The 17,778-nt window shown below is 59.0% G+C and carries 16 protein-coding genes; all 16 read right to left on the bottom strand.

Features of this window, described 5'->3' with window-relative positions; genetic code table 11:
- Positions 1 to 7: 7 nt before the first annotated feature.
- The 16 genes from GUY40_RS00770 to GUY40_RS00695 all read right to left on the bottom strand — a co-directional run bounded on the left by GUY40_RS00770 (position 8) and on the right by GUY40_RS00695 (position 17,752).
- The gene (locus GUY40_RS00770; protein ID WP_166567027.1) at positions 8 to 322 is read right to left on the bottom strand and encodes a hypothetical protein; all 315 of its coding nucleotides are present in this window, start codon (positions 320 to 322) and stop codon (positions 8 to 10) included.
- Between the two features lie 10 nt (positions 323 to 332).
- Positions 333 to 932: a phage baseplate assembly protein V gene (locus tag GUY40_RS00765; RefSeq protein ID WP_166567026.1), complete on the bottom strand. Its 600-nt coding sequence runs from the start codon at positions 930 to 932 to the stop codon at positions 333 to 335.
- 31 nt (positions 933 to 963) lie between these two features.
- Positions 964 to 2,253 (bottom strand): hypothetical protein, encoded by a 1,290-nt coding sequence (locus tag GUY40_RS00760; RefSeq protein WP_218585426.1) that lies wholly within the window; start codon positions 2,251 to 2,253, stop codon positions 964 to 966.
- A gap of 10 nt (positions 2,254 to 2,263) precedes the next feature.
- Positions 2,264 to 2,626 (bottom strand): LysM domain-containing protein, encoded by a 363-nt coding sequence (locus GUY40_RS00755; RefSeq protein ID WP_166567025.1) that lies wholly within the window; start codon positions 2,624 to 2,626, stop codon positions 2,264 to 2,266.
- Entirely contained in the window at positions 2,623 to 3,282 is a 660-nt protein-coding gene (locus tag GUY40_RS00750) for a hypothetical protein (RefSeq protein WP_166567024.1), read from the bottom strand. The genes GUY40_RS00755 and GUY40_RS00750 overlap by 4 nt, the downstream gene beginning before the upstream one ends.
- The gene (locus GUY40_RS00745) at positions 3,279 to 6,146 is read right to left on the bottom strand and encodes a DUF4157 domain-containing protein (RefSeq protein WP_218585425.1); all 2,868 of its coding nucleotides are present in this window, start codon (positions 6,144 to 6,146) and stop codon (positions 3,279 to 3,281) included. The genes GUY40_RS00750 and GUY40_RS00745 overlap by 4 nt, the downstream gene beginning before the upstream one ends.
- A 412-nt stretch (positions 6,147 to 6,558) precedes the next feature.
- A complete protein-coding gene (locus GUY40_RS00740; RefSeq protein ID WP_166567022.1) occupies positions 6,559 to 8,619 on the bottom strand; it encodes an ATP-binding protein in 2,061 nt (686 codons plus the stop codon).
- Entirely contained in the window at positions 8,616 to 9,947 is a 1,332-nt protein-coding gene (locus tag GUY40_RS00735) for a DUF4255 domain-containing protein (protein WP_166567021.1), read from the bottom strand. Before GUY40_RS00735 ends, GUY40_RS00740 begins: the two co-directional genes overlap by 4 nt.
- Positions 9,944 to 10,720, bottom strand: coding sequence for a hypothetical protein (locus tag GUY40_RS00730; protein WP_166567020.1), 777 nt, complete (start codon positions 10,718 to 10,720; stop codon positions 9,944 to 9,946). Before GUY40_RS00730 ends, GUY40_RS00735 begins: the two co-directional genes overlap by 4 nt.
- Positions 10,717 to 11,430 (bottom strand): hypothetical protein, encoded by a 714-nt coding sequence (locus GUY40_RS00725; protein WP_166567019.1) that lies wholly within the window; start codon positions 11,428 to 11,430, stop codon positions 10,717 to 10,719. The genes GUY40_RS00730 and GUY40_RS00725 overlap by 4 nt, the downstream gene beginning before the upstream one ends.
- Positions 11,431 to 11,469: 39 nt before the next feature.
- Positions 11,470 to 12,003 carry a phage tail protein gene (locus tag GUY40_RS00720; RefSeq protein WP_110750084.1) on the bottom strand — a complete coding sequence of 178 codons (534 nt, stop codon included), beginning with the start codon at positions 12,001 to 12,003 and terminating at the stop codon, positions 11,470 to 11,472.
- A gap of 12 nt (positions 12,004 to 12,015) precedes the next feature.
- Positions 12,016 to 13,986, bottom strand: coding sequence for a phage tail sheath C-terminal domain-containing protein (locus GUY40_RS00715; RefSeq protein ID WP_166567018.1), 1,971 nt, complete (start codon positions 13,984 to 13,986; stop codon positions 12,016 to 12,018).
- Between the two features lie 22 nt (positions 13,987 to 14,008).
- Positions 14,009 to 14,242 (bottom strand): hypothetical protein, encoded by a 234-nt coding sequence (locus GUY40_RS00710; RefSeq protein WP_166567017.1) that lies wholly within the window; start codon positions 14,240 to 14,242, stop codon positions 14,009 to 14,011.
- Between the two features lie 203 nt (positions 14,243 to 14,445).
- On the bottom strand, positions 14,446 to 15,480 hold the full coding sequence (locus GUY40_RS00705) for a sigma 54-interacting transcriptional regulator (RefSeq protein WP_218585424.1): 1,035 nt from the start codon (positions 15,478 to 15,480) through the stop codon (positions 14,446 to 14,448).
- A 1,307-nt stretch (positions 15,481 to 16,787) separates the two neighbouring features.
- Positions 16,788 to 17,279 (bottom strand): RES family NAD+ phosphorylase, encoded by a 492-nt coding sequence (locus GUY40_RS00700; RefSeq protein ID WP_166567016.1) that lies wholly within the window; start codon positions 17,277 to 17,279, stop codon positions 16,788 to 16,790.
- Positions 17,279 to 17,752 carry an antitoxin Xre/MbcA/ParS toxin-binding domain-containing protein gene (locus tag GUY40_RS00695; RefSeq protein ID WP_166567015.1) on the bottom strand — a complete coding sequence of 158 codons (474 nt, stop codon included), beginning with the start codon at positions 17,750 to 17,752 and terminating at the stop codon, positions 17,279 to 17,281. Before GUY40_RS00695 ends, GUY40_RS00700 begins: the two co-directional genes overlap by 1 nt.
- Between the last annotated feature and the right edge of the window lie 26 nt (positions 17,753 to 17,778).

The following is a 17,778-nucleotide window of genomic DNA, read 5'->3' as shown; positions in this document are numbered from 1 at the left end:
GGTGGCCTCAAGTCACGAAGACGCGTGTCTGGCCGGGCAAGATCACCAGCGGATTGCCGGATGGCAGACAGGGGGTCAGCGGCAGTGGCATCAGCACGGCCAATGGATTGCCCATCGACTGGACACGGGTCGACGCCGTGACCGGAAGGGCCGTTGCGCAGGCTACCGGGCTGATACAGCCAGCAATGACATAGTGGTGAACGTTGAGCAGCACCGCGCCAGCGCCGTTGATCAACACTTTGCCAACCGGAGGGATGGGCGCTGCCGGCGCCAGGTGCGAACATCGGGTCGTGTTCGCGAAGGTAATCACAAAGCCTGGCATGTTCGCGCCCTCACTGGGTGACAAGAAGCGCCGCGGCGGCAACGACCATGCCGTCGGGCGTACCGTTGACCTGTACGGTGGGGCCGAAGATACGAACCCCGGTGTTGTCGATCGCGATCCCCGCCGTAAGGCTGCCAATGAGAATCCCCCCGGTTGGCAGGTAGGGCGGCATTGGCGTATCAGTCATGGTGAAGCCGTGTTTGAGCAGCGTTTGAAACGCGAGGATCGGCATCAGTGGCTGGCTTGTCTTGGCAACCATCGGGGTTTCGATGGGCGTTTCCCACCAGAACCCGCACCAAATGGGAAAATCGGGGTGCCCCTGTTCGAACTCGATCCATACATTGGTGCCCGGCGGTGGCACGACAAACGCCCCCATGCCCAGCCCGCCCCAAGGCAGGCATGGCAACGCCCAACCTGAAAAATTGGGACCATGTACATCGATCACCTGCACCATCAGGCAGCCGCGTTTATCAATGTCGGGCATGGGCAGCACCTTGCCACGGTATTTGCCCCAGAACCGCTTGATCCCGGCCACGGCGTCGGGCGGCTCTGGCGGGTCGTCCTGATCATCCCGGCGGCTGAATTCTTCCGTGTAATGCAGGCTGTCCATGGTTGGTCGCGTACTCATCATTGCCTCCGCTTCAGTTGAAGGGACCGACGCCGGGGACCCGTTGGGCAACGCCGACGGCAGGAACGGCCAAACCCAGTGCGGCATTGGCGATGCCGCCTTCCAGCGACAGGGGGTCGAACGCATTGCGCGCCAGGGTGAAGCTTTGTTTGTATTCGCCCGGCTTGATGCTGTGCGTCACGCTGCGCACGAAATGCAGTCCATCGTGGGGGTAGCCCGCGCCGCGCACTTCCACCAGGCGCCGTGCCTTGAGCAGTTGGCCGTAGCGCATCACGTTCAACGAGCCGGAGCCGCTGATCACCTCGGCCGCGCGCGCGGCCTTCGCCAGGCCTACCATCACGGCCTGGGCCGGGTTGTATTTGGCCACGCCATGCAAGGGTTCGGCGCGCAAGGGAATGGGCTGGCGGCTGCCCAGCGGTGGAGATAGCGGATTGACGTCGGGGATGGGAATAGGGATCGGTAGCGGCAGCCCCTTGCCGCTGATCAGCATCAAATACACCGTCTTGGAAAAACCGTCGAAGCTGAAGCTCAACGAATCGACGTTGCTGCCCGCATCCGAATTGACGATCAGCGCCTGCTGCGGCTTGCTCAGCCTCAGTTCCGGCCCCCAATAGGCGATCGAGCGGCCCGGCACCAGGGGAACGCCCAGGGCGCGCGCCGCGCCAACCGCCGGCAACATGCTCGGCAACATCGGAAAGTCCCGTGGGATTGGCACGCTGGGCAAAGGATCCGGGTCGATAAAGAACACGTAACCCACGCTGTTCGCCAGATAAGTGAGGTACTGCAGGTCGGTGCCCATGTGACTGGGGATACGCTCCTTGGGCAGGGGGATGTCGATGTTCACGCTGGGGATGATCACTGGCAGGATGCCCAGCGGCACGTATTTGGCGAGGATCAGCGCGACCCTGGCTTCGGCGGGCATGGCGGGGTATTTCCAGACCCAACTGAAATCCACCAGATCCAGCAGGCGCGTGATGTCCTCGCCAATGACATTCAACCGCGACTGGCCCGGGTCGTTGCTCGAACTCACCTCATGGCGGGTAATCACGCCATCCATCAGCGTGTTTGGCTGTCCATTGACAGTCGCCACCAGCACCAGGCGCCGAGGCGGATCGAAGAAGCTCTGATCGAAGCGCCGCCGTGTGCCCGAACCCTTGCCGAAGGCAAAGCTCAGTGAAAATCCGCTTTTGCCGTCACTGGCCTGGGTCACCTGCGCGGAAAGAAAGGCATCCATGACGTCGGCGGGCACAGGCTCGGGGAGTACCGTTCCGATCATCAATGTCAACTGGATGCCCTTGAGCATGACGTTCTCCTTAATTGCCGCGCGGCCCTGGAAAGCCCGCGGGCAGCGTCAGCCGCAGCCAGCGGCCGATTCGTTCGGTCAACTCGCTCGGCGCCAGTGCACGGTTTGCGTCGGCGATACGCCAAAACAGCTCAGGGTCACCCAGGTGATCGGCCGCGATATTGTCGAGGCGGTCGCAATCTCGCACCTGATAGCGGGCCACGTCTGCGAACAGTTCGGCCGGTGGCACCCAGCGCCGGGCCACGTAAACGACCTCCCGCCCTACAGCATCGCGGTAAACCAGCAGTGGCAGCCCACTGTAGCGGCTGTTCTGCGCAAACGGCGCAAGGGGCGTGTCCGGGGAGGAGGGGACCATCGAGGTGGGATTGATCATGGCGGGGCCTGCAAGCCAAGTTGACCGAGGGAACCTGAAACCGAACGCAGGGCCAGCGCTTCCTTGTTCTTCAGATACGCCATGAAGAGCTTGCCGCCGCGATGGTCGAAGCCCAGGTCATTCACCGACAGCACGCGCATGCCCAGGCTGACCTTGGCGCGTATCGGGTTGAGGGAGACATCGAATGCTTCCTCGGTGATGGAAAACTCGGAGATCCGCACCGGTACCACCCGCTGCACACTCCAGACAAACAGAGCCAACGGCGCCTCCATCGGCGCAATCTCCACAGTGCCGGCACGAAGCAGGGCGTCGCTGTCGTACAACTGCGCGCTCGTGGGGGTGATCAAGGATTCCAGCGCAGCGAGTTGCGGGAAGATGCCGACGTCGATGACGGTGTCGGTAGACGCAGCGGTTTCGAGTTGGTCGATCGCATCGATCTCGGCTTCGAGCTTGAAGGTCTCCACCGGCGGGCCCTTGAGGCGCAAGGCTTCGGAACGGTCGCCGGATTCGCCACTGGAAGCCTGGACCTGAAGCGTGCGGGTGAGTTGGTCGGGGTTGTATTGCAGGACGACGATGCGGGCGACAAGGGTCGTTACCGGGTTCAGGAGGATGATGCCGGCTTTGAGGGTTTGGGGGGAGCGGGGGGAGGTGGTCATTGCCGATACCCACGCGGAATATCGAGAAGGTGAGAGGGATCGAGTCCGTATTCGACGAACATCTCGTCGGACAGGCGCGCGATCAGCGATAGTCGTTCTCCTTCAGGAATTTCTTCAGTGCGCGCAATTGCGCGCGCAACTATGTCGTATATCTCCTGTGCTGTAGCCTGTTTATCGGGGCGCGCAGCACGAAGCGCGTCGAAGTCGTTCTTCCAAAAATGGTCGAAACCTGTTTTACCGCGATGCTGGGTCCGCGTGAGTAAACGGGTCAGCGCTTGCTCTGGCTTGTAGCCCTGCACCTGCTTCATCACCGATTGCGGCGCCACGTGCGCCGACTCTTTGTTGACACCTTTATCTCCGATCGCGGCCCGATTGCGGCTCGCCGCGCCGTGCGGGCCTAGTTGCACCAGATCGCCGGCGTATTGGAAGGGTTGTGGTTCCTGCAACTTCTTGAGTGCCTCATCCGCCCAGCCCTCGGGCATGGGCGATCCTAAGACTGCGCCGGACGGAGGTGTCTGCGCGAGAGTTCGGCCGGTCCGCGCGTCCTCGAGTTTTTTCTGCAATTCTGCAGCCCGTCGCGCGACCCGTTGTGCTAGCGCTTTGTCCGGCTTACCGGCCTCTTCCAGCTTGGCGGCAATACGACGCATCGCGTCGATCGCATTCAGATCGCGCTGAAGTGCCACATTGTTGTTTAGCTCCTCCCCATAGATGACGCGGAAATTCGGGCAAGGAGGGCCGCTACACAACTCGATCCCTTCACGGGTGATCTGTGTGTAATGGCCGCCACTGACAGGCTCGGGCTCGGCAATCGGTGTGTGGTCGCCGGCACTCGGGCTTTGAGCTAGGGGTTCCGGTGTGGGCTCGCTTCGGGCCTTGGTGTGCTGCGACTCCAGGTCGTGGAGCGCCGTTTCGGCCTCAGCCGCAACGCTGTCGAGGGCGGCGCTTTCGCCTTCGTTCAAATTCTTAAACTCTGCGCGGCGTGCCTTCCATTTGCCGAATGTTGAGCGAAAGTCGTTGATGACATGTCCGAGCGCCACTGCCCCACGAGCTATCCCATAGATCGCAACAACAGTCTCGATTTTCTGCCATGTACGCAGGAACGCTTCGCCGTCGGACCCGAAGTGTTTGAGAATTAGTCCGCGGTGGTCGTTAATTAGCACGCTTAGGGCACCGATCGCGGTTGCGCCCCGGTCCGCCCATTTAATCGCCGCAACGCCGCGCGCGGCCCAGACGCCGCGCGCCGCCTTGGTTCCAGCGACAACCTCGCCACCGACTCCCATTGTTAGTCCGGTGAAGACGGCCTCGCCTACCATCGTCAATGCTTTGGTGTCCTCTTGATTTCCCAGCTGGAGAAGATGCAGTGCCGGCACGTACACGACCTTCCCGCCTTCGTCATAGAGGTACAGTCCGACGATATCATCCGGATCGAACTCGGCACCCTCGACACCCAACGCGAACATATTGCTTGGGAGCCGCCTCGCCTCCTTCCAGTGCTCTGTCTTCATGTGACTCTTGACCCAGATCTTGCCGTTTTTAAGCCGGCGGGCGGTCAGACTGGCCGAGCTAAACTTGGTGAAGCCGATGCTCGAGAACGGGATAACTGGGGCTCTCTGGTCGGCCGAAAGAACGTTTTCGGGATTGATACGTTGGGCTCTAGCCTTCATCAATCGCTCGGCCTGAGCCTTTTCATCGTCGCCAAGATGACCGGATGTCAACTCGTCGTAGAGTCGTAATAGCATCTTTCGCCCAGTCTCCGATTCTGCGAGACGCTCAAGATCTGCTTGGCTCGCGCGCCTGCAGAAGGCGAGCGCGACATCATCGCGATTGGTCAAGCCGATGCTGTCCAATCCCTGAACGACTGCCTGCAGATTGTCATGACGGACTTGGTCCAGAAGAGATTGGGCGAGCCGCTCTTCGTCAAGGAAACCAAGTGTGGAGCTCTCCTTGGCGAGCTTGTCGCCGGCCTTTGCCTCGAACACGGCTTCTTTCGGCTTTACGCGGGGCGCGGAGGCACGAGCCGCAGCGGGCAGTGGTGCCTTGCGCTCGGCCCTGGTCACAGGCACCGAATACAGGACTAAGCGGAATGTGTGGCCCACCTGTTCCATTGCCACATCACCACCGGCAATACCGTCGACGTGCTCCCACGCTACGTCCGCCGGTACGTCCTCGAACACGAGTTCACCCGCCTGGTACCGGCCGGCATAGCTTGCAGATAAGCTGTATACAGCATTCGAATTTGCCGGCGTCACAACGGTAACGCCCTCCCTTCCACCGCCGCGCCAAGTTTCCACATCGGCTTGGCCCGCCTGCGCCGAGTAGCTGATAGTCGCAATGACTTCCCCCCCAACGCGCAGTGTTATGTTTCCAAGTGGTGCCTCGACATCGACGTTTTTTGGCGCAGTATCCGATCGTTGGCCCTTAGGTTTCATTGCTAGATGCGGTGAAGTCGCCGAGATGGCACCCGCATCCAAACTATTCGTTACCTGATACGCTGCGTGGTCGGCCTCGCGCTCAAGCGTAGTGTCGTTGATGACTCCTGGTGGCATTCCTCCTTTTGATTGCTGCACCACGTGCGCAAGTTCATGTGCGAGCAAATGCAATCCCGCCGATGTCGATCGCGGTGGAGTGTCAGTGCCCAGAACCACGTCTCGACCGACGGTGTAGGCCCAAGCGTGCATCGATTCAGCTGACTCGCTCGCCTCACGATCCGTATGCAGCCGCACGGTTGAGAAATCATGGCGGAATCTCGACTCCATGATGCTGCGCGTGGTCTCGTCCAACGCGTGGCCCGGTGACGACAGCACGCGATCGACGATAGGGGGGATCACCTCTGCGGTTTTTGTGTCGGCCGCCTTACATTGCACGGCGCGTTGAGAATCTTTGCATCGAGCACAGCTCTCTCCACTTGTCTCACATGCGCACTTGCGTTGCAGAGCCGGTCGATACATCCCCGACGCGGTTAAAGCAGGGGAAACAGTAGCGGGTTGTCGGACGGACCTGCTCATTTTGAATCCTGAGGGGCGCCGCCCCAAACATGTCCGACCAGGGCTGATCCGAGGGCCTTGGCAAGATGCCCGCTGGCAAACTGTCCGTGGGCCCCGAGTTCCAAACGCTCGCGCCTAGTGTTGCGCACGAACGGTAAGGAGCCTGGCTGCTGTTGCGCTGTAGCGATTCGCGCCCGCAACGACTCCCGCAGTTCCTCCTCCAACCGTCCACGCTCGGCAGGCGACAGCTCCAACCCCTCAATAACCAACCGTTCAATACTGAAGTGAACTCTCATACCCGTCCCCCCGCAGTCACCTGCCTGGGTTCAACGCCAGAGACGGACACCTCGCGAAACTCCGCCTCCGCCACCGGCCGTCCCAACTTGCGTAGTTCCCAGCGAACAGCATCCAGCACGTGGGACATGTTGACCCGTCCGCCATCGGCGGCCGCACTGTGCGCTGCCGCCAGCGCCGCGTTGAAGATGCTGCCTCCGGTGAGCTGAAACCGTGCCAGCCGCTCATGGTCCAGTTCGCCCACCGGTGTCTGTGCGGGGAATACCGAGGCCCAGATCGCCTTGCGTTCGGCGACGCCGGGGAAGGGTAGGCCGACCGTGAAACGCAGCCGGCGCATGAACGCTTGATCAAGGGCGTGTTTCTGGTTGGTGGCGAGGATGGCGACACCGTTGAAGCTTTCCATCCGCATCAGCAGGTAGTTGATCTCGATGTTGGCGTAGCGGTCGTGGCTGTCTTTCACTTCACTTCGCTTGCCAAACAGTGCATCGGCTTCGTCGAAGAACAGTACCGCGCCGCCCGCTTCGGCAGCATCGAAGGTGCGGCGCAGGTTTTTTTCGGTTTCACCGATGTACTTGCTTTTCTGGGTCGCCAGGTCGATCACCGCCAGCCCAAGGCCCAGGGCATGGGCGACCGCTTCGGCGGCAAAGGTCTTGCCAGTGCCGCTTTCGCCATGGAACAAGGCCGTCAGGCCCAGACCGCGTTCGCTGCGTTCGGCGAAGCCGAAATCGGCGGCCACGACCGAGCGATGTCGGGCATGGGTAATCAGCCGTTGGATTTGCTCGCGTTCGGCGGCCGGCAGTTTCACTTCGTCGAATGTTGCGCGTGGTTCGATCCAGCGGGTGATGCCGGCCAGCGCGGCGCCGGCATGCTGCACGCATTCACGCCAGGCGTGCACGACGACGGCATCGACAGGGTTGGGCTCGTCATCGCCCAAGCCTTTGACCGAGGCGCAGGCCTGCTGGGCGATGGTGTGGACCAGTGAAGCGCTGATCTTGAATTCGCCGGCGAGTCGGGCAACGCTGGATTCATCGGTCGTTACCTCGTCGATCATCAGCGCATTGCGCCATAGGGCGCGGCGCTCGATGTCGGTAGGCGCAGCGATGGCCTGCACGGCGGCCGAGTCCAGCTCAGGTAGCCGCTGCCAGACATCCAGCAGGCAGGGTACGCCGATATGGGCCAGCACCCGTGGCCAGCTTTGTTGGGCATAGGACTTATTGTCTTCACCGGCCAGCGGTTGGACGCCGTCCACCCCCTGGATAAACAGCACCAGAGGCAATAGCCGCGCTTCCCGCGTCCAGAGCCGTTCGAAGGCGTCCAGCTCATCGGCGTTGGCGGGCAATGACTCGGCGTGCAGCACGACGGCTGTTTTGCCGGCCAATGCTGCGGCGCGCGCGACGACGTCTGCTTTCGAATCGCCATGACCACCGGTCAGTTGCACCAGGCCTTGGCTGTCTTCACGCCGCAGCCAGTGGCTGAGGTTCATTGCCAGCGCTTCCTGGGACGGCGGTAGGCAGTCAATTTCAGGAAGCGGGCGAACCAGCGCCGCGAGGCGTTCATCCAGGTAGTTGAGCCCCTTGATGTAGGCGGCGATGCGCTCGTCGATGCGCAACGGGGCACTCAGCAACGAAACTACGCCGCTCTGGTGCACTTCAAGCAGCCGTTGGGCGCGCAAGGGCCGCTGGGGTGACAACGCGTCCCAGGCCGGTTCGGCAAACAGTGACATGCCGAGCGCGAAGGTCGGATAGCGCTTGGCCGGATCGCCCTGCGCCTGTGCCATCAGCGATGGCATGCCCGTGTCGATTTCCACCGACGTGGCCAACAACAGCATCTCCTGTTCAAAGGAAGAGAGGCCTAACTGCCTGGCGAGCCTGTTGAACGCAATCTCCGGGCTTGCCGCAGCAACCTTTTCCATTTCCATGTGTGCCTGTTGCTGCCGGGCGGCGTCATACGACGCGTCCAGTGCACAACTTGCCACGTGCGCCTCAAGCGCCGTGCGAATCCAATGCATGGCTGCTTGCACAAACGCCTGGTTCGCCAGTGCGAGTTCGACACAGGTCATAGCGGCCACCGCACGCATTGTTGGGGATCGAATTGAGGAGGATCGGCGCTGCGGTCACGAATCAACTGGGAATCGACGCCGTCCACGCGCACGACCACAGGAATCGCTTCTTCAATCGGTACGACATCTTTGAGCGGCAACACCATCAATGCAGTCTTGCCGTCAATGGTCTCGAGCTTCAACGGGGCACCACCGAGGAAGACATCGATGCGTTGGCCAGGCCAGATTTTCGGTGAGACCTCGACCGTCAACTGTGCATTGTCCAGCGGTCCTGCAATGTGCGGCGTGGGCAACAGACGTGGGGCCAGGCTGAAGGGCCATTCATTGGTCTGGCGTGTCAGTTTGCCGGCGCGCTCTATGCGTAGTGACACGGTATAGGGCCCTGCTGGCCAGGAATCCTCATCGTCGGGGGAGATGGGCAGGGTGATATGTACTGTGTCGACTGTGGCGTCGGGATTGATGGGGAGGTGGTTGGGCGTTTTGAGCAGGGGGTTACGAAACTCGGCGGTTATGGCGTCACCCTCGAACAGAGCACCTTTTAGTACAAGCGTGTCACCCAGTTCTGCTGCCAGTCGAATCGCGGGTTTTTCAGGTTCGAAGGGTTCTATGCCAAACAGTGAAATTGTCGGGCTCAAGGGAGAGGGCGCCTTGAGTTTCGGCTGGGCGTCCACGCCATGGTCGTTTTTCCCACGGTGTATCACCGGAAGCGCGGATCGGGTCGAGCGTTTGCCCTGGATCAGTACCGTCGAGACCTGATAGGCCATGGTTGGCCGGTAACGCGCCTGCATGGCGGTCCACATGCGCGACAGCTCATCCGCGGACAGGTAGTGCGGGATGATTTTGATTTGCTCGATCTGCTCGGCCAGGTCGATGGCTAGGCGGCCTTGTGCGTCGGCCGGTATCAGCTTGACATTAATCGGGTTGTCCGGGCTCAGGGCGTCACGAATGTTCTGGCGGGTGAGCACCCGTGCGTCGTGCAACAGTTCCATGGCGTATCCGAGCAGGATCTCCGCCGTCCAGTCCGCGGCACCGTAAGCGGTCAGTAAGTAATGAAGATCGAGGGCGAGGGGAGGATTGCTCAGGCGGGCTCTCGGGTCGAGAGCTGAGTGGGACGGCAGGCCTTCGTTGCGCCATCCAGGGTTGGGCGTGACCTGGTACAGGAAAAGATTGAGCCGGTTGACCTCGGTGTTGCCGGTTTCGATTCGGTCGGGAGGCAGTGCCGTTACGGAAAACGAACCGACGTGGGAGAGATCGTTGTTGATCAACCCGTTGTTGAGCAGATCGCACAGCGTGGCGGTGACGGCTGCCAGGGCGAGGGGGCTGCTCATGAGCGCGCTCCATTACCACGGTGGCGCAGGTACGTGGCGAGGCGTTGGTCCTGAGGTGCCGGGCGTTGCACAGGGGCAGGGGGCGTGGGAGCCACCTGAGCGCGCACTTCGACGCGGCCGATGTGGATTTCGATAGTCGGTTCAGGCGCTTGCCGTGGTTGCATGGGCGGCAAGACGGGGGCCGGATGGGGTAAGCGGGGCAGCAATCCCGATGGCTTGTAAACCGGTGGCGTGAGGCTGTTGGGTGTATCGGCCGATTGAGGTTCGCTGGCAGGGCGTGCAACGGCTGTTTCGACCTGGATGATGCGTTCGTGCATGCGTGGTTGGTCGGTGAAGGATTCGCTGCGCTCAACGACGGATGAGGCCAACGGCTGAGGCAGGTCTGGCTCGTACCGGTGTTTGGGCAAAGGGGTGACGGGTCGGATCGGGGCGATCGTGACGCTGCTCATGCCTGGCAAGGGTGGAGATGCATCGATTTCACCCGCCCGATTGGGTGCTGCCGGTGAGGCGGACACAAGAGACGATTGCGCGTCGATGGTACGGATGGCGTCTTGCGCAACGGGGCGCGCCGGGTCTTGCGCGGCACGAGCGGTGACGTGATGAGCAGTGGGTGCATCCAGATCCATTTCTCCACCTGCGCGGAAGGGCAAGTCTTCAAACGGATACGGAAGCTGCGGCCTGAGCCCTTGTGGCAGAGGCGTCGAAGCAAGCTGTTGCGCGGCCAACTGCTCGAACAAGCCACCAATGGGCCGTGCCATTGAGTTCGCGTTCATGATGGCAGTAACTCAAGATAGCGACGCCGGCGCGTGTCGGACATCGCCAGAATATCGGCCTCACGCCAGCCAAAGGCGTAGGCCAACCGGGCAACCTCACCCAGCAGGCGCTGGGCAAGCGCACTGATTTCCGTCCAGACAAAATCAATGACCTGCAGCGTTTCAAGCCAATGCAATTCGCAGTTCGGGCAGGTCAGACTCAGTTCGATGTGGGCCAGCGGATCATGCTCCAGCACGGCGTGCTGCAACGCCTCGCGGACATCAGCAGGGAGGTGGGAGGGCTCCAACACCTTTCCTTTATGAAGCGCCCGTTGGATCTGGCTCAATTCCAGCGCCTGTGCAGCAGACTGCAGGTTGCCGTGCAGTGCGATCAGATCGGCGCAAGTGGGTAGCTTGAACTCAATGCAATAGTCGCCTTGCTGCAGCGGGAACAGTTTTGGCCCGGCTTTCTCCAGTTCGGCGTTGCCTGCCAATGCCGTCAGTTGCTCTACAAGCACGCTGCTTTCGACAAGAGTGCCGCATTGCTGGCAGTTGGCGAGGCAAACTATTTCCGGACCGAGAAGCATCGCTCGCAGTTTCAGCAATTGCGCAGCAATCCACCCCAGTGGCATTTGGGCAAGCAACTCGACAGGCTCCGGACACACCATTTGCAGAAGCAACAATGCCCGCTGGGCTCCGCTTGCCTGGCTTGCGGAGTCCCAGGTGCCCAACAGTTCGGCTGCACTCGGAATGCGCATACGCTTCTCCCATCAGAGCGGTGGTTCCTCGTACGATTCCTCTGTCGGTTCGGGTAACTCGTAGTCGAGTTCCCAGCCTTCATTTTCGAGTTTCAGGTGCTCGATCAGCACGGCATTACCATTGGCGTCCAGATCGGACATGGCCTGGAACTCCGATACCCAGCAGCGATAGACGTGATAACGCAGTGCAAGCTGGCCGGCTTCGTTCAACACTTCGATGGTCACATTCTTGCGAAAGTCCTTCAGAGACACTTCTTTGCCGAGCCCAGCACCAAAGTTCCAGACCTTGTTGGCCCACTGCACGAAATCCTTGCTGTGGGTGACTCCACGTTCCAGAGTGATGGCTTCAAATTCCGTGCGCCCCGGCGACTTGCGACTGGAACTGGGGTCGCCGCCCTCACGGTGTTTGACCACTTCGGTTGTGCGCTTGAGGGCACTGACCTTGCTGACGCCTGCAATGGCCTGGGTACTCGTGCCGAACTTGACGAGAAATTTGAAGTTCTTGTAAGGGTCGAACCGCTGTGAATTGACGACGAACTGAGCCATGGCGTGTTTCCCTCAAGTCTCGATCTGACCGATCATCTGTTGCAGCTTGATCACCACGAACTCGGCAGGCTTCAGCGGAGCGAAGCCGACATGGATGTTCACTGTTCCGAGGTTGATGTCGTTCTGGGTCGTCGTTTCCGCATCGCACTTGACGAAGTACGCCTCACGCTTGGAAGCGCCTTGGAAAGCACCTTGTCGAAAAAGGTTGTGCATGAACGCACCGACGTTGAGGCGAATCTGCGCCCACAGCGGCTCGTCGTTGGGCTCGAAGACAACCCATTTCAGGCCGCGGTACAGGCTTTCTTCGATGAACAGGGCAGTGCGCCGGACGGGGATGTACTTGTATTCGTCGGCATAATCGTCGGCGCCGCGTAGGGTGCGGGCGCCCCAAACGACCTTGCCAAATACGGGAAAGTTGCGCAGGCAGTTGATACCGAGCGGGTTCAGCAGGCCGTTATCCTCATCGGTCATCGCCACATGCAGCTTGCTCACTCCGACTAGGGAAGCATCCAATCCAGCGGGCGCCTTCCAGACCCCGCGCTGGGTATCGGTGCGGGCGAAAATGCCGGCAATTACTCCACACGGCGCAAACGATTCGAGACGGTTATCACTCAACGGGTTAGGTTGCTTGATGCGTGGGAAGAACACGGCGGCGTTCTTGCTACGAGGAAGGTTGTCGCTGTCTTCGCCGAATTTTTTCCGCGCGTCCTCGACTTCCTCCCAGGTGGCCGGAGGGTCAACGATCACCATGGCACGACGAAATTCTGCGTAACTTACGGCTGCAGCCAGGACGCCGGCATTAATGCTTTGGTCTGCGCTATTGGGCGGAATGCACAACAGATTAAAGATGCCTCCGCGGGTGAAAAGCTGCTCGAGTGCATAGAGCCCCTTTTTGTTTGCTTGCGCCTGTTCGGGCAAAAAGCTGATGGTGTCAAGATCTACGCCGTCATTGACGGAACTGCGTGCGTCATCCAAAGCGTCCTGCAGTGTTTCAAGCTCATTTTTCCATGTTTTGGGGTCAGGGCTTTCAGCTTTTTTCCTGGATAATTCAAGCGTTGCGTTCGTAACGCTGTCACCATTACGCGGCGGGGCGCCCTGTTCGAGCTTAACGATGTGGTCGAGCTGCGTGGTGATGGAAACAGGTTCTGGGTCTGGCCACTTGATGAGTCTGGATTGCTCCTTCAATACGTGGTCAACACGCCGAGGGCTGTCCACAAACGTCACATTGGTGAATGTTTCAGTGCTGCCACCGGGGCCGGTGTCGGTCACGGTGAGTGTAAAAAGCGTGTCCACCTCAACGTTAAGCTTTTTGGCAGCCTCTCGCGCAGATACTGTTGCCACTGCAACTTTTGGGGTCGTGTCATAGGGGCGCTCAATTTCGACTCTCAAGTCGGCAGCCCATTTGCCAGGGGACTTCGCCTCGAGACGCAATGCACCAATTTCTATTGTGCGTACAGTGGAGGATCTTACCTTTTTGATTATCGCCTCTATGTCCTCTTTCTTGGCATCATTGGTAAGCGAGTTTTTAATCGTGTCCAAGGCTGCATCGGCTGCTTGTTTTTCTTCTGGTTTCGCGTCGTCATCGTTTTGCAGCAATTTATTTTCGGCGTCAGCTGCTGCAATTGCCTCCTTGCCGTTCTCTTTTGCCGCAGCAGCATCTGCTATTTTTTTGGCTGCAGCTTCCGCGTTCCTGCGCGCTTGAGCATTTGGGTAACAAGGGCTTGTGAGCCGGACAATCACTGCCCGCGATCCACCATTCAAATAGAAATCGCGCACAGCAAAGCACATCGTGCTGCCAACCCAAAGCCCACCAAACGTGCGCTCGAAGTCACCGTAGCTGTTGATCTCAATAGCCTCATTGATTGGGCCCTTGCGCGCTCGGCCAATAAATGCGGTCACTGATGTGGGGACGGCGGTGATCGTCCGTACCCCACTCGGAATTTCTTCGACATACACACCTGGATAGGTCAATGCGGATGGCATGGAACACTCCTTACGTTTGTAGTCAGGACTTCACTGATCGGCAACAATACAAAACACTGCCGCCAGCCATTTCCCTGCGGCTCAGTACGCCTTGCTGAACCAGAGACTCGGCAGCGGCCTCGATTTCAGCACGGGTGTCCTGAAAGCGCTGTTGAACCAACCACCAAGTGATTCCATCCAAGGTGTCACCCGCATCGGCGTGTGATGAGCAATAGCGCTTAATTTCGGCAGCAATGTTCTCGGGGGACGACATCACGATGGAACTCCCGGCGATCCAGTGGCTGTGCAAGGTCGAGCAACCGACATGCCAACAATGGTTTGCCGCGCGATCGCATGAAAATCAAAGCGTTAAGGATCCAGGGGAGGGCGGGTATGGCAGGGGAGACAGCAGCTCGTGTGCCCACTGGGTTAGTTCTGACGCAGTCAGCAGGCGTGATGTTTTTCGATTGGCAACGGAAACTATCGATCTCGAAACCGCGAGCAATCGATTTGGTGTTTCCTTAGAAGTTTGCCCAAAGAGCTTCTTTCCTTGCCCGCGAGGCGAGCCGCCTGACTGACGTTGCCTCGGGTATGTCGCAGGAGATCTTCCAGGTATCGTTTGTCGAATGCATCGAGCACTTTTGTACGGGCGACCGTGTAGCTTTGTGGAGGAATGCCAGCAGAGGCCTGGATCAATCCGTGATCCGGGCAAGTGTTCATGGTTACGTTGGGCGCAGGAATGATGAAGGCTCGTCCATCGGACAGCAGGAATTCGCGGTGGACCAGGTTTTCCAGTTCGCGGACATTCCCGGGCCACGAGTACGAATCGAACCAGGCATGTGTGTGGGAATCCAGTGCACTCGTTTTTAGTCTGTGCTCGCCATAACGCGATGCAAATTCGCGCAGAAAATGATTGGCAAGCAACAAGGAGTCACCCAGGCGCTCACGCAGCGGTGGCATTTCAATCGACAAAACACGCAGGCGAAATAGAAGGTCCGCCCGAAAACCGTCCGCTTCAACCAGTGTTTCAAGCTTACGGTTGGACGCGACGATCATCCGCACGTCTGCTGTCTCTTCATGCACAGCGCCGAGTGGTCGATACCGGCCATCCTGCAGAAAGCGCAAGAGCGCCACCTGGCCGCGCACCGGCAACGAATCTATTTCGTCGAGAAACAAAGTACCTTGGTCCGCCAGCCGCAGCAGGCCATGTTCTTTCGCCCCGGCGTCCGTGAACGCACCACGGCAATGACCGAACAGTTCGTTCTCGATAAGGCTCTCGGGTATTGCCCCGCAGTTCACCGGAACGAATGGCTTGGACCTTCGACGACTGCCGTAATGGATTGCACGGGCCGCAAGTTCCTTGCCTGTACCTGTTTCTCCTTCAATCAGTACGGGTGCATCCCAGGCGGCAAGTTTCGGGATGAGTCTCATCACGGCAAGGAACGGGGGGGCTTGTCCAATCAAACCCAGCCTCCAATCCTTCGTGGCTGAGTTCATATCAAACGAGTCTGTCATGATGATTACTTTATGAAACAACTGACGATGCAGTGAAGCGGGGCGGGGCTGCACTTCTCCCTGCCTTCAGTCCAATTGATTTTCGCCATACAGCCTCCCAAATTCTCTGAGTCTGACTCGCCGAGAACCCGTGAACCGCTACCTTGGTCATTACAACCGGGCTCAGTTGCATCACTAGCTTAAGTTACGCCTGTCAGCATAGCAGCGTGTAATGAACCCGTTATCTCTGTCAAAAGCACTGAGAATCATCAAGCGTCTCATCAATGTTGACTGCTTTGATGTCGGCGCGTGAGCGCTCGTTCTTTGGTGGGAGACATCGTGCCAACTACATACGTACGACGAACAGATCGGAGACCACCTGAAACCAGTTATACGAAACGGAGGAAGGTGCTCGGACTCGCATGATTACACCTAGAAAATCGAATCGTTACGACCGGGTACTTCATCATGAACATTACTAACATGGCACATGCTTGACGAGTTTAGGCTTTTCATCTCGACGATTGCACTAATCGATTCAAGCGGATAGCGACCCGAGGAGGTTCAAATCGACAGCAGCACTCGGGAAGTTCCGTCCTGACACATAATTTAACATAATATACATTATGCGTAATTGTATCTGTGTGTGTCAGGGTCGCTGCAGACCAGATTTCAATGCTGCTCCGTGACTTTCAGTCTCACTCACGCAAACCCGCCGAGACCTCAATCATGTGTGTCCTGCGATCATAATCGGCTGGGCGCTGACTGCGCGCTCTTGCTCTGACAATCTACTTTCTCGAGTTCAGCTCATGCCCCGTGCTCATTTGTCGCGCAACCAGCAATGACGCTGCTGCATTACCTGCCATCGAACGTTCAGCGGCGTTGATGACGATCATCGGACAGGCATGCTCGATGGATCTAAAGCGCGTGACGTTGGCGACGTTCAAGGATGTACCCTGAAACGCATCGTTTTATAACTGTCTGGGGAACAGTTGAATGAACGCTTATATAAAGCATTGCAGAAGGAAGTCGCAGCGGGATTACCTGGATATCGACGTTGTGCAATGGCACGGACACTGTAAAATCCCAAGCCTGACAGCCCTTTCGCTTGTTTGCCGAGTGCTTTTTAATAACTCAACTAAATGTCTATTTAGTTGAGTTATTACTTGCTGTATTGTGTTTTCCCGAATTGAACATGCCCGGAAAGTTCAAAACCCTGACTGTCATCTTCCCTCTCCTTACAGAGCGTTCATACGCCATCAAAGAACCATTCAGCTACTGCGCTGGCGCCCTACCCGTGCACCTCGCGCAGGTCAACCTTGAAAGCTTCAAGGGGGATTGAGGCGCGTATCCAGGGCAAAATGCTCCTGGCTGATCACCTCAAACAGGCCTTCAGCCAGATCCGGATTCATCAGCACATTCCAGCTGTGCCGGGAGACGGCTGAAGGGATAAGGACAAACGGGTGTGCGGCCAGCAATTGATTGCCGAATTGCTGCTGGCCAATGCCCGGCGTGCCCGGCACCAGCCAGTTGGGATTGGGGACTGCGTCGGGGTACAGCGTGTAAACCTGGGAACGGTTGATCACTCGTGCCCCGGTCAGCACATGAGCGATCGTGTCGAGTGCCCTGAAGCCTTTGTGAACCGCCACTTCGAGAATGGCGGTGGACGGATCGGCTGACGCGTACACCGCCTTGACCCCCTTGGAGTTCCAGCGCCCCCCGCCCAACTCGGCGCCTATCCCGCTGAACCACGTCGACGCATGCTCCTTGCGGTCCAGACGCCAAAGGTAAATCTCTCCATTCCCTGGAATCACTGCCATCAGCTGTAGACCCCGTAATCCATGCGTGTCAGCAGGTCATCAACCAGTTCGAAGCCTACTTCAGTGGTCAGCAGATCCAACGGCACGCGCCCTTCCAGGCCCAGGGCCGGGGTGATCATCCATTTCACTGCCTCCTGGCGTTCACCCAGCACGTCTTCGGCCTTGCTCAACACCTTGGCCAGGCGCCAGGCGCTGCTGCTCTGCTCGGCCGTCAAGGGCTCCGGGTGTTTGATGCGACGATGCAGGGTGCGCTCGGACAAGCCGATGATCTTGACGAACACCTGTTTGTCCTTGAACTGATTGACCGATTGCACGAAGGCAATCACCGCTTCAGACGGAAAGCCGCGCTCGATCAGTTCGTGGATATCAAATGCACTGGGCGCTTGCGGCCTGCTGCTTCCGAACAGCAGTTGCAGCGGTTTATTCGGGTCTTGCAGGTACGTTTGCCGGGTTTCGGCGACGCCAATGGTCATGGGCAACCTCCCCTTTGTTTGCCATA

This window comes from Pseudomonas sp. R5(2019) (assembly GCF_009905435.1).
In the GTDB taxonomy this organism is placed as follows: Bacteria; Pseudomonadota; Gammaproteobacteria; order Pseudomonadales; family Pseudomonadaceae; genus Aquipseudomonas.
Note: the sequence above shows the minus strand (reverse complement) of the source record. Positions and strands in the feature narration are given on the sequence as shown.

Bases quoted from the DNA above. Each gene is read 5' to 3' on its own strand.
- GUY40_RS00755 (WP_166567025.1), bottom strand. From the start codon at position 2,626: ATGATCAATCCCACCTCGATGGTCCCCTCCTCCCCGGACACGCCCCTT.
- GUY40_RS00730 (WP_166567020.1), bottom strand. From the start codon at position 10,720: ATGAACGCGAACTCAATGGCACGGCCCATTGGTGGCTTGTTCGAGCAG.
- GUY40_RS00695 (WP_166567015.1), bottom strand. From the start codon at position 17,752: ATGACCATTGGCGTCGCCGAAACCCGGCAAACGTACCTGCAAGACCCG.
- GUY40_RS00765 (WP_166567026.1), bottom strand. From the start codon at position 932: ATGGACAGCCTGCATTACACGGAAGAATTCAGCCGCCGGGATGATCAG.
- GUY40_RS00715 (WP_166567018.1), bottom strand. From the start codon at position 13,986: ATGCCATCCGCATTGACCTATCCAGGTGTGTATGTCGAAGAAATTCCG.
- GUY40_RS00750 (WP_166567024.1), bottom strand. From the start codon at position 3,282: ATGACCACCTCCCCCCGCTCCCCCCAAACCCTCAAAGCCGGCATCATC.
- GUY40_RS00705 (WP_218585424.1), bottom strand. From the start codon at position 15,480: ATGACAGACTCGTTTGATATGAACTCAGCCACGAAGGATTGGAGGCTG.
- GUY40_RS00740 (WP_166567022.1), bottom strand. From the start codon at position 8,619: ATGACCTGTGTCGAACTCGCACTGGCGAACCAGGCGTTTGTGCAAGCA.
- GUY40_RS00735 (WP_166567021.1), bottom strand. From the start codon at position 9,947: ATGAGCAGCCCCCTCGCCCTGGCAGCCGTCACCGCCACGCTGTGCGAT.
- GUY40_RS00700 (WP_166567016.1), bottom strand. From the start codon at position 17,279: ATGGCAGTGATTCCAGGGAATGGAGAGATTTACCTTTGGCGTCTGGAC.
- GUY40_RS00720 (WP_110750084.1), bottom strand. From the start codon at position 12,003: ATGGCTCAGTTCGTCGTCAATTCACAGCGGTTCGACCCTTACAAGAAC.
- GUY40_RS00770 (WP_166567027.1), bottom strand. From the start codon at position 322: ATGCCAGGCTTTGTGATTACCTTCGCGAACACGACCCGATGTTCGCAC.
- GUY40_RS00760 (WP_218585426.1), bottom strand. From the start codon at position 2,253: ATGCTCAAGGGCATCCAGTTGACATTGATGATCGGAACGGTACTCCCC.